Raw genomic sequence first — 11,641 nt, forward strand, 5'->3', positions numbered from 1 at the left:
CGTGGAGGGGTTAAAGAGGTCGATGTTAAATCGACAGGCTGTCTCGACACGAGATTGCGAACATCACATATCGAGACAACCACAGGAAAGGGGAAAAACGCCCCTTACCTTAAATTATTGCTTGGCACGTTCTTCCAGCATAACCACTGCTGGCAGTTTTTTCCCTTCGACAAATTCGAGGAATGCGCCACCACCAGTAGAAATGTAGGAGATTTTATCTGCAATACCAAACAGATCGATCGCAGCCAGCGTATCGCCGCCACCTGCAATAGAGAACGCGTCGCTATCTGCGATAGCACGAGCGATGGTCTCAGTTCCTTTACGGAAATTAGGGAATTCAAAGACGCCAACCGGGCCATTCCACAGGATGGTCTTGGCATTCTTCAGAATTTCAGCCAGACGCTCAGCGGATACATCACCCAGATCCAGAATCTGCTCTTCGTCTTTGATTGCCGTAACAGACTTCAGCGTTGCAGCTGCAGTTTCAGAGAATTCTGACGCAACACGCACATCGCTCGGTACTGGAATATCACAGGTTTCCAGCAGCTTTTTCGCTTCAGGAATCAGGTCAGCTTCGTACAGAGATTTACCCACGTTGTGGCCTTGTGCGGCAACGAAGGTGTTGGCGATACCGCCACCGACGATCAGCTGATCGGCGATTTTAGACAGGGAATCCAGTACGGTCAGCTTGGTGGAGACTTTAGAACCACCAACGATAGCGACCATCGGACGGGCTGGTTTGCTCAAGGCTTTACCCAACGCTTCCAGCTCACCAGACAGCAGCGGGCCTGCACAAGCGATAGTGGCAAATTTACCCACGCCGTGGGTTGAAGCCTGCGCACGGTGTGCCGTACCGAATGCGTCCATTACGAACACATCACACAGCGCCGCGTATTTCTTGGACAGGACTTCGTCGTCTTTCTTCTCGCCTTTGTTAAAGCGGACGTTTTCCAGTACAACCAGCTCGCCTTCGGCGACATCAACACCATCCAGGTAATCTTTCGCCAGACGTACAGGAGAAGACAGTTTCTCTTTCAGGTAGTCAACGACAGGCAGCAGAGAAAACTCTTCGTTGTACTCGCCTTCGGTCGGGCGTCCCAGGTGGGAAGTGACCATAACGCGAGCGCCTTGTTTCAGGGCGATTTCGATGGTCGGCAGAGAGGCACGGATGCGCGCATCAGACGTCACTTTCCCTTCTTTTACTGGTACGTTCAGATCCGCACGAATAAGAACACGTTTACCAGCCAGATCCAGATCGGTCATCTTAATTACAGACATGGTGAATCCTCTTGTTGATTCTCTTTTAAAGTTGCTTGAGCGAGATAGCGACCCTAGATCGCCACCGTCGTACTAGAAACCGCTGGCCGCCATCGCCCGTGTTGTATCCAACATCCGGTTGGCAAAGCCCCATTCGTTATCGCACCAGACCAATGTTTTAATCAGATGCTGACCACTGACCCGTGTCTGCGTACCGTCGACAATGGCACTGTGCGGATCGTGGTTAAAATCAGCCGACACTAACGGCAATTCAGTATAATCAACTATACCACGAAACGACTCATGCGCTGATTTTTGCAATAGTGCGTTAATTTCATTCACATTTACGGCTTTCCTGACGCTCACGCTCAGGTCAATTGCCGTAACGTTAATCGTCGGCACTCGCACCGAAATCGCCTCAAAACGATCGACAAACTGCGGAAAAATACGGGTGATCCCCGCCGACAGTTTAGTATCTACCGGAATGATCGACTGGCTGGCGGCTCGTGTACGCCGCAGATCGTGATGATAAGCATCGATCACCGGTTGATCGTTCATCGACGAGTGAATCGTCGTCACCGTACCATTCTCGATACCAAAGGCATCATCCAGCAGTTTGATGACCGGGATAATGCAGTTGGTCGTGCAGGACGCATTGGAAACGATGCGGTGCCCGCTTTCCAACTGATGGTGATTGACGCCAAACACCACCGTGGCATCCAGATCCGTCGTTCCCGGATGAGAAAACAGCACCTTCTTCGCACCTGCCGCCAGATGAGCTTCCCCATCTTCCCGGCTACCGTAGACGCCGCTGCAATCCAGCACGATATCGATACCGAGTTCTCGCCAGGGCAATGGCTGAATCTCTGTCTGATGTAACAGACGAATACAGTCATCACCGACATAAAGCTGGTCGCACTCCTGACGCACATCCCACGAAAAACGGCCGTGACTGGAGTCGTACTTGAGCAAATGCGCCATGCCTTCCGCGCTCGCCAGCTCATTGATCGCCACAACCGTAATCTCGGCTCGGCGACCCGATTCATACAACGCACGTAAAACACTGCGGCCGATGCGGCCAAAACCGTTTATCGCAATACGAATCGTCATGGCGTTCCTTGTGATTCCTTGTGTCATAGCAGAGTTACCCAGCGCATAGGATATACCCTTCTTAGACACCAGAGAACCCCTGGAGAAACGCCGTCAGCACAACAACTGAAACGCTTCAGCTAGAATAAACGAATTAACGCATAAAAGAAATATTCTCGTTTGGCACACGCCAGAAGAGTGACCTGCGTCATAAAAATGAAAAAGCCGCGATCGGGGGACAAACAACGCACATCAAGAGGTAGGTTAAGTTAAAGATGAAAAAAAGCCGCCAGCGTTAGCTGACGGCTTCTCATATCGAGATTAACGCGGCGTAATTACTTCAGCAACGCCTGCGCTTTTTCAACGACGTTATCGACAGTGAAGCCGAATGCTTCGAACAGCAGTTCAGCCGGAGCCGATTCACCGAAGCTCGTCATGCCGACGATCGCGCCGTTCAGGCCGACGTACTTGAACCAGTAGTCTGCAATGCCCGCTTCAATCGCGACGCGTGCCGCTACCGCTTTCGGCAGCACCGCTTCACGGTAGGCCGCATCCTGCTTGTCGAACGCATCCGTAGACGGCATAGACACCACGCGCACCTTGCGGCCTGCGGCAGTCAGTTTGTCATACGCGCCGACAGCCAGTTCAACTTCAGAGCCGGTCGCTATCAGGATCAGCTCAGGCTGGCCGTCGCTGTCTTTCAACACATAGCCACCTTTCGCCACGTTCGCCAACTGCTCAGCAGTACGGGGCTGCTGCGCCAGGTTCTGACGGGACAGGATCAGCGACGTCGGGCCGTCCTGACGCTCAATGGCATATTTCCACGCCACCGCGGTTTCTACCTGATCCGCAGGACGCCAGTTGCTCATGTTCGGCGTCACGCGCAGGCTTGCCAGCTGTTCAACCGGCTGGTGCGTCGGGCCGTCTTCGCCCAGACCGATGGAGTCGTGGGTGTAAACGTAGATGCTGCGGATTTTCATCAGCGCGGCCATACGCACGGCGTTACGCGCGTATTCCACAAACATCAGGAAGGTTGCGGTGTACGGTACAAAGCCCCCGTGCAGCGCAATCCCGTTGGCAATCGCCGTCATGCCGAATTCGCGCACGCCGTAGTGGATGTAGTTACCCGCGTGGTCTTTATCCAGTGAAACCGAGCCGGACCAGATGGTCAGGTTGCTCGGTGCCAGGTCAGCAGAGCCGCCCAGGAATTCCGGCAGCAGTTTGCCGTAGGCTTCCAGCGCGTTCTGTGAGGCTTTGCGGCTGGCGATTTTCGCCGGATTGGCCTGCAAATCGTCGATAAATTTCTGTGCGTCTGCCTGCCAGTTGGTCGGCAGTTCACCACCGGTGCGGCGTGTGAACTCAGCAGCCAGCTCAGGGTACGCGCTGGCGTAGGCGGCAAACGCCTCATCCCAGGCCGCTTCCTTACGCTGACCGGCCGGTTTCGCGTCCCAGGCAGCATAAATGTCAGCCGGGATATCAAACGGCGCGTGCGTCCAGCCCAGCTGTTCGCGGGAAGCCGCGACTTCCGCATCACCCAGCGGGGCACCGTGGGAATCGTGCGTACCGGCCTTGTTCGGTGAACCGAAACCAATCACGGTTTTGCACATCAGCAGCGACGGCTTGTCAGTGACAAGCTGGGCTTCACCGATAGCGCGTTTGATAGCTTCAGCGTCGTGACCGTCTACGCCACGCACTACGTGCCAGCCGTAGGCTTCAAAACGGGCAGCGGTATCGTCGGTAAACCAGCCTTCAACGTGGCCGTCGATGGAGATGCCGTTGTCATCATAAAACGCGGTCAGTTTACCGAGCTTCATGGTGCCTGCCAGCGAGCAGACTTCGTGGGAAATCCCTTCCATCATGCAGCCGTCACCGAGGAAGGTGTAGGTGTGATGGTTAACAATCTCGTGGCCCGGACGGTTGAACTGCGCCGCCAGCGTGCGCTCGGCAATCGCCATACCCACGGCGTTGGCAACACCCTGACCCAGCGGGCCGGTGGTGGTTTCGACGCCGGCGGTGTAGCCGTATTCAGGGTGACCCGGAGTTTTGGAATGCAGCTGACGGAAGTTTTTCAGTTCTTCAATCGGTAGGTCGTAGCCGGAGAGATGCAGCAGGCTGTAAATCAGCATGGAAGCGTGGCCATTGGACAGCACGAAGCGGTCACGGTTGGCCCAGTTAGGGTTGGCCGGATTATGGTTAAGATAATCGCGCCACAGCACTTCGGCGATATCGGCCATGCCCATCGGTGCACCAGGGTGACCGGATTTGGCTTTCTGCACCCCATCCATGCTCAGCGCACGGATAGCATTGGCAAGTTCTTTACGAGAGGACATGCTTGACTCCAGATCGGATTGAACGACTGCCTTTCTTGAATAACCGATAAAAAACAACAAATTAAACAAGAATGACAAAATAAATATGATTACAAATGTACATGAAAAGCAGAGGGAATGCACATGGAACCGTGAGCAAAAAACAGGGATTTATCGGCTAACGAATCAACGGCGGTTCTTTTGCCAATTGTGCAGTTGATTGCAGCGCCATACGCTATGTTTTCCAGTGGGTTTACCTTTATCCACAGCCTCTTTTTGGAACGCTCTGGAAACAAAATTCATGGCCTACGGGCTATCAGAAAAAATACAAATCAGATTTTCCGATCTATTTATCAATGCCATTTTCGGGTACCTTAAAGTCGCTTTTTTAGTATTAAAAAATAAACATTAATCGTATGGAGATGATTTTTATGGCTATTCGTTCTTCTGTACTGGCGCTGTGTGTCGCAACCTTGCTGACCGGCTGCCAGAACTTAAACACCAGTACCTTAATGCAATCCGGCGCACAGGCTTTCCAGGCGGCAACACTCAGCGATGCTGATGTTAAATCGCTCAGCAACCAGTCCTGTGAGCAAATGGATAAAGAAGCAAAGATTGCCCCTGCCGACAGCAAATACACACAGCGCCTGAATAAAATTGCAGATGCACTGGGTCATGACATCAACGGTACACCAGCCAACTATAAGGTTTATCTGACAAAAGACGTTAACGCTTGGGCAATGGCTAACGGTTGCATCCGCGTATACAGCGGCCTGATGGATATGATGAATGACAATGAAGTGGAAGGCGTTCTCGGCCACGAAATTGGCCACGTTGCGCTGGGCCACACGCGTAAAGCCATGCAAGTTGCCTATGCGGCGACTGCTGCACGTACTGCAATTGGCTCTGCGGGTGGCGTAGCAGCCTCCCTGTCACAGTCTCAACTCGCCGATCTGGGAGAAGCACTGGTTAATTCCCAATTCTCTCAAACTCAGGAAACGCAGGCAGATGATTACTCCTTCGATCTGCTGAAGAAACGTGGCGTCAAGCTGGAAGGTCTGGCAAGCAGCTTTGAAAAACTAGCCAAACTTGATGCTGGCCGTGAGAGCAGCATGTTCGATTCTCACCCTTCATCAGAAGGCCGCGCGAAACACATTCGTGAACGTATTGCTGCTGGGAAGTAATTCCACGCCCTGATTACTTGCAAAACGTCTACCCAAGGGCAATTGAAAAAATCTCAATTGCCCGCAAGTCATCCGACCACTATCATCCCCATCATATTCACAGTAAGCTGTTGCATAACAGCTATCTGCGATCGATTCTATCTTCTCCATGATAGGATTTGAGAATTAATAGATATAAATAGATAGTTATTTTCAATCATATTTACTTTCCGTTCTCTTTTTAAGAAACGAATCTGGTAGATTTCCAGATGCTGGAAGCCGCACTCCGCGAATGCGGCGCATACGGAAAAACAGACAATCGCGATTAGCACAGAGACATCCGTCGCAATAAACAAGAATGATGGAGTAACCCCCTGTATTTAAAGATAGAAATAAACCAGTAAATCAAGCATACTATGTTAAACCAATAAAAATTTTTCCAGTTTGATCATATAGATATATGATAAAACCTGTTGTCGCGCCCGCAGGTTTCTCTAGAAGCTCCACCTTTTTAGCGATTTAAAGGCATTTCAGGATCGCGATTTCTTAATAACTGGATAACATCAGCAACGATTATTGGTTTATGGCCACTTTCAGACAATAAACTCATATGTGTTAAAAATCATGGATGTGAGAATTTTCAGTAAATGCAATTTTACCACGGTGGGATTACGGGAAATCCTATCCAGTATCCCTATGCTCTCGATAAAACCCGTCAACAGGTTTACGCTGCAGCAAGGAAAGAAGAAATGTATTTTCATCATTGACGGTAGCAGCGAGGGCTTTGAGGAATACTACGAGTCGATAAGAACTCACTTTTATAATATGGCGTCGTCGTTCGTTATCATCAATAATTCTCCCAATCACCCTCCCGTGTGCATTGACGAAAAAACGATTCTTATTTCAAAGTCAGCAGCCATCGATTCTTTTTATAAATTACTCGATTTCGTCCACCTTCACGACCGCCGTTTATTCAGTCCCGTCAGATTGTCAAAATCTGAATATGCCGTATTCCAGCATTGGTGTGCGGGCTACACAGCGGAAGCGATTGCCGATATCATCGGATTAAATAAGAAGTCAGTACTGAACAGCAAATCACGATTACTGAATAAATATGGTGTTCAGGATAAAAACTCTTTACTGCTTATTGCTAAAATTATCTTCAAAGACAGCGTCATTGAAGAATTTGATTCCCTTCCAAAACCAGCAACTGATATCAATATGAGTCATTCGCTTATCTGAGCGATAGACGAAAAAAAAGGGATGCTCACTCGCATCCCTTTTTACTCAGTCAGCAACGCTTACTCTTCATCTTCCAAATAAGTATAGCCGTACAGCCCTGTTTCAAACTCCTCCAGGAACTGCGCCTGAAGTTCGGTATCCAGGTCAGTTTCTTTCACCTGATCGCGGAAACGGGTCATCAGCACTTTGGGGTCAAGCTGCACATACTCCAGCATGTCGGCAACCGTATTCCCTTCGTCAGATTCTTCAATCTCAACGGTGCCATCCTGGAAGACAAACACGTCAACGGTCGACGTATCGCCAAACAGGTTATGCATATTCCCCAGAATTTCCTGATAGGCACCGACCATAAAAAAGCCCAACAATGGCGGATTTTCTGGATCGTAAGGCGGCATTGGCATCGTCGTCGCGATCCCGTCACCATCGACATAATGATCGATCGCACCATCGGAATCACAGGTGATGTCGAGCACGACAGCACGGCGCTCAGGCGGCTTGTTTAGCCCTTCCAACGGCATTACTGGGAACAACTGATCGATCCCCCATGCATCAGGCATGGATTGGAACAGCGAGAAGTTGACATACAGCTTGTCAGCCATCCGCTCCTGTAATTCATCAATTATCGGCCGATGTGCACGGTTGCTCGGATCCAGCTGTTCCTGAATCATCTGACAGATGCTCAGATAAAGCTGCTCTGCTTTCGCACGCTGCGTCAGATCCAACATGCCATGCGTGTATTGGGTATGCACATCGTGCAAATCCATCTGGCTGTCGTGCAGCCATTCGCGCAGCGAACGGCGTTTTCCCGGCTGTTTGATTTCTTTCCAGGTTGACCACAGGCTCTCCAGCGCACGCGGAGCGTCTTCTTCTGGCTCTGTAGGTTCACTGAACTCGTTGCGTTCAACCCCGATAATATTGGAAACCAACACGGTATGGTGCGCGGTTACCGCACGGCCAGATTCGGTGATAACCGTCGGATGTGGCAACCCGTTTTCGTTACAGGCATCACCGATACCCCAAATCACGTTGTTGGCGTATTCGTTCAGGCCATAGTTCACTGAACAATCGGACTGAGAGCGCGTGCCTTCATAATCCACGCCCAACCCACCACCGACGTCGAAGCACTGGATATTTACGCCCAATTTATGCAGTTCGACATAGAAGCGCGCAGATTCACGCACGCCCGTCGCGATATCACGGATATTCGCCAGTTGCGATCCCAGATGGAAATGCAGCAGTTGCAGGCTATCCAACCGCCCCGCTTCACGCAGCATCTCAACCAATTGCAGCACCTGGACCGCCGCCAGACCAAACTTGGATTTTTCACCGCCGCTGGATTGCCACTTGCCCGACCCCTGAGAAGCCAGACGCGCACGGACGCCGAGGCGCGGCACCACATTCAAGCGCTCGGCTTCTTCCAGCACCAGCCGAATTTCGGACATCTTCTCGATGACCAGATAAACTTTGTGGCCCAGCTTTTCGCCGATGAGTGCAAGACGGATGTATTCACGGTCTTTGTAGCCGTTACACACAATCACCGTGCGGGTCATGCCAGCGTGGCCCAGTACTGCCATCAGCTCCGCTTTTGAACCGGCTTCCAGACCTAACGGCTCACCGGAATTAGCCAGTGACTCAATGACACGACGATGCTGGTTAACCTTGATCGGATAAACCAGAAAATACCCGCCTTCATAGCCAAACGATTCGCGGGCCTGTTTAAACGCGGCGTTAATAGAACGCAGGCGATGCTGAAGGATTTGCGGAAAACAGAACAGCGCAGGAAGGCGCTGATGGTTCTCTTTCTGCATATCTTTGACCAATCTGGCCAGATCGACGCGAGCTTCTGGTACGTCAGGATCCGGGCACACGCTAATGTGGCCGAGTTCATTGACGTCATAGTAATTATTGCCCCACCAGGCAATATTGTAAGTACGAAGCATTTCGCTGGCATTACGGTCATTCATGGCAACCTCCTGCATAGAGCGCAAATTTTCATGTTTACCCGTCGCTGACGAGCCGTGATGAATCATGTCGTCAGACATAACGAACCTCTTCTTTTTCTGGACTGCGGATCACATCAGTACCTGAATAAACAGACCACATGAGCATACCTGCAACATGCGGCATCGACAGTGAAAAAACCGGCGTAGTGAAGTATGCCGTCACTTTATTACTCTTATTAGTGTAAAACACGTTGTCAGGCTCCGTGTTACGGGTCGATAAAACTCGTTGTGAAAATCACCGGGCGAACGTGACCAGAAAAGCGTTAAACGCTTCTGGCAGAAAGAATAACAGGCAGGTTAACCAGCCCTGGAGTCCTGTGTCGAATTTAAAGACAGGCTACGTCGAGAAACGGAAAAGAAGGGTTGAGTCGCGGACGCGGTAGCGTCAAAAGGGACATATTGCGAACGCAATACACTCAGTAAACAACGGATCATTAATCCTACCACCTCCACGTGCGCCGCAGGCTATGCGGTCAGCTATCAATAAAAAATTCAAGATGTCGCGGGTTGCATCACCGCTCGCCGTTTTATACCTACATGCTGCTGGAAAAGCAAAATGAAAATTACCGCCAGTCATCTCTTGTAAAAGAAAAAACGGCCGATGATAAAAGGACGATGGCGCGCTAATGCGAAAAACTACTGGCACTGAGACCAAAAGGTGACCTAGAATAGCCATCCAGATGTTAATCCGTCTATACCGATTAACTGATACACTGCTTAACGGCTTTGATTTGAAGGTAAAGAAACTCATGGCTAAACACCTTTTTACGTCCGAGTCAGTCTCTGAAGGACATCCTGATAAAATTGCTGACCAGATTTCTGATGCGGTTCTCGACGCCATTCTGGAGCAAGACCCAAAAGCGCGTGTCGCTTGTGAGACTTATGTAAAGACCGGCATGGTGTTAGTCGGTGGTGAAATTACCACCAGCGCCTGGGTCGATATTGAAGAAATTACCCGCCGTACCGTGCGTGATATCGGTTATGTCAATTCTGAAATGGGCTTTGATGCCAACTCTTGTGCCGTCCTGAGCGCGATTGGCAAGCAGTCTCCTGACATCAATCAGGGCGTTGACCGCCGCGATCCGCTGGAACAAGGCGCAGGCGATCAGGGTCTGATGTTCGGTTACGCGACCAACGAAACCGACGTTCTGATGCCAGCACCCGTGACTTACGCACACCGTCTGGTTCAGCGCCAGTCAGAAGTCCGCAAGAGCGGTTCTCTGCCGTGGCTGCGCCCGGATGCGAAGAGTCAGGTTACGTTCCTGTACGACGATGGCAAGATTGCTGGCATCGATGCCGTGGTGCTGTCTACCCAGCATTCAGAAGACATCAGCCAGAAAGATCTGCATGAAGCGGTGATGGAAGAGATCATCAAACCGGTTCTGCCTGCAGAATGGCTGACTGCCAATACCAAATATTTCATCAACCCAACCGGACGCTTTGTTATCGGCGGCCCAATGGGTGACTGCGGTCTGACCGGTCGTAAAATCATCGTTGATACCTACGGCGGCGCGGCACGTCACGGCGGCGGTGCATTTTCCGGTAAGGATCCGTCTAAAGTAGACCGTTCTGCTGCCTATGCTGCACGCTATGTTGCCAAGAATATCGTCGCGGCTGGCCTGGCCGATCGCTGCGAAATTCAGGTGTCCTACGCTATCGGCGTGGCAGAACCAACGTCCATCATGATCGAAACCTTCGGCACAGAGAAAGTGTCCACCGAGCAACTGACGCTGCTGGTGCGCGAATTCTTCGATCTGCGTCCTTACGGCTTAATCCAGATGCTGGATCTGCTGCATCCGATTTATCAGGAAACGGCTGCCTACGGTCACTTTGGCCGCGAACATTTCCCGTGGGAAAAAACGGACAAAGCCGCACAGCTGCGCGAAGCTGCGGGCCTGTAATCTGGCGACTCAATAAATACCAAACGGCGAATGAAAATTCGCCGTTTTTCATTCTAGCTCCCTGAATATTTCGCTTCAGCTTCCCTATTGCGTCTCCCTGCAACTCAATTTATGCTCACAGCAATGAACGCACCCCGAATCCCTATTGCCAGCCATCAGGCTGTGATGCGCTGCCTGCGTGATAAATTGCAGCAGGCTAACCTCACTTTGCAAACGAACTACACCGAGCCAGCAGTAAATTACCAGCAACGCGGTTCAACCGCAGGAACGGCCTGGCTGCAACACTGGGAAATTCGGCTGAATCCTGTCTTGTTGCAGGAAAACCAGCAGGCCTTTATCGATGAAGTCGTTCCTCATGAACTGGCTCATCTGCTGGTCTATGCGCGTTTTGGCCGTGTCGCACCGCATGGCAAGGAATGGCGCTGGATGATGGAAAACGTGCTGAGCGTCCCGGCAAAACGCACGCATCGGTTTGCGGTGCAATCCGTACAGGGGAAAACCTTCACCTACCTGTGTGATTGCCAACGGCATGAGCTGACGATCCGTCGGCACAATCGGGTGCTGCGCGGCGAAACAGAATATCGCTGTCGTCGTTGCGGGAAAATCTTACGTCATGATGTAAAAAATTCTATTTAAAAGGGAATTTCCAGTTTTAAAAACTGCTTTTGCATTTGCCT

Annotated in this window: 8 protein-coding genes; 4 read left to right on the forward strand and 4 right to left on the reverse strand. The window is 51.1% G+C overall.

Annotation, left to right across the window (positions count from 1 at the left end; all coding sequences use genetic code 11):
* Window positions 1-114: 114 nt before the first annotated feature.
* The 3 genes from pgk to tkt all read right to left on the reverse strand — a co-directional run bounded on the left by pgk (window position 115) and on the right by tkt (window position 4,676).
* On the reverse strand, window positions 115-1,278 hold the full coding sequence (pgk, locus tag EIP93_RS19450) for a phosphoglycerate kinase (RefSeq protein ID WP_039305500.1): 1,164 nt from the start codon (window positions 1,276-1,278) through the stop codon (window positions 115-117).
* Between the two features lie 72 nt (window positions 1,279-1,350).
* On the reverse strand, window positions 1,351-2,367 hold the full coding sequence (gene epd, locus EIP93_RS19455; protein ID WP_039487404.1) for an erythrose-4-phosphate dehydrogenase: 1,017 nt from the start codon (window positions 2,365-2,367) through the stop codon (window positions 1,351-1,353).
* 314 nt (window positions 2,368-2,681) lie between these two features.
* Window positions 2,682-4,676, reverse strand: a complete 1,995-nt coding sequence (tkt, locus tag EIP93_RS19460) for a transketolase (protein WP_103972613.1) — start codon at window positions 4,674-4,676, stop codon at window positions 2,682-2,684.
* A 410-nt stretch (window positions 4,677-5,086) separates the two neighbouring features.
* Between tkt and loiP the strand changes: the two genes are divergently transcribed.
* Both loiP and EIP93_RS19470 read left to right on the forward strand, forming a co-directional pair.
* Window positions 5,087-5,839: a metalloprotease LoiP gene (gene loiP / locus EIP93_RS19465; protein WP_103861927.1), complete on the forward strand. Its 753-nt coding sequence runs from the start codon at window positions 5,087-5,089 to the stop codon at window positions 5,837-5,839.
* A 675-nt stretch (window positions 5,840-6,514) separates the two neighbouring features.
* Window positions 6,515-7,060 carry a helix-turn-helix transcriptional regulator gene (locus EIP93_RS19470; protein WP_095700684.1) on the forward strand — a complete coding sequence of 182 codons (546 nt, stop codon included), beginning with the start codon at window positions 6,515-6,517 and terminating at the stop codon, window positions 7,058-7,060.
* A 59-nt stretch (window positions 7,061-7,119) separates the two neighbouring features.
* Here EIP93_RS19470 and speA read toward each other — a convergent pair whose 3' ends face one another.
* Window positions 7,120-9,102 (reverse strand): biosynthetic arginine decarboxylase, encoded by a 1,983-nt coding sequence (gene speA / locus EIP93_RS19475; RefSeq protein WP_103861928.1) that lies wholly within the window; start codon window positions 9,100-9,102, stop codon window positions 7,120-7,122.
* Between the two features lie 710 nt (window positions 9,103-9,812).
* Here speA and metK point away from each other — a divergent pair.
* On the forward strand, window positions 9,813-10,964 hold the full coding sequence (metK, locus tag EIP93_RS19485; protein WP_103971105.1) for a methionine adenosyltransferase: 1,152 nt from the start codon (window positions 9,813-9,815) through the stop codon (window positions 10,962-10,964).
* A 123-nt stretch (window positions 10,965-11,087) separates the two neighbouring features.
* On the forward strand, window positions 11,088-11,600 hold the full coding sequence (locus tag EIP93_RS19490; protein WP_125233144.1) for a SprT family zinc-dependent metalloprotease: 513 nt from the start codon (window positions 11,088-11,090) through the stop codon (window positions 11,598-11,600).
* Window positions 11,601-11,641 lie beyond the last annotated feature (41 nt).

The organism is Pectobacterium versatile (genome assembly GCF_003932035.1).
In the GTDB taxonomy this organism is placed as follows: domain Bacteria; phylum Pseudomonadota; class Gammaproteobacteria; order Enterobacterales; family Enterobacteriaceae; genus Pectobacterium; species Pectobacterium versatile.

Excerpts from the sequence above, each read along its gene's own strand:
- EIP93_RS19470 (WP_095700684.1), top strand. The coding sequence starts at position 6,515 with ATGCTCTCGATAAAACCCGTCAACAGGTTTACGCTGCAGCAAGGAAAG.
- loiP (WP_103861927.1), top strand. The coding sequence starts at position 5,087 with ATGGCTATTCGTTCTTCTGTACTGGCGCTGTGTGTCGCAACCTTGCTG.
- epd (WP_039487404.1), bottom strand. The coding sequence starts at position 2,367 with ATGACGATTCGTATTGCGATAAACGGTTTTGGCCGCATCGGCCGCAGT.
- pgk (WP_039305500.1), bottom strand. The coding sequence starts at position 1,278 with ATGTCTGTAATTAAGATGACCGATCTGGATCTGGCTGGTAAACGTGTT.
- tkt (WP_103972613.1), bottom strand. The coding sequence starts at position 4,676 with ATGTCCTCTCGTAAAGAACTTGCCAATGCTATCCGTGCGCTGAGCATG.
- EIP93_RS19490 (WP_125233144.1), top strand. The coding sequence starts at position 11,088 with ATGAACGCACCCCGAATCCCTATTGCCAGCCATCAGGCTGTGATGCGC.
- speA (WP_103861928.1), bottom strand. The coding sequence starts at position 9,102 with ATGTCTGACGACATGATTCATCACGGCTCGTCAGCGACGGGTAAACAT.
- metK (WP_103971105.1), top strand. The coding sequence starts at position 9,813 with ATGGCTAAACACCTTTTTACGTCCGAGTCAGTCTCTGAAGGACATCCT.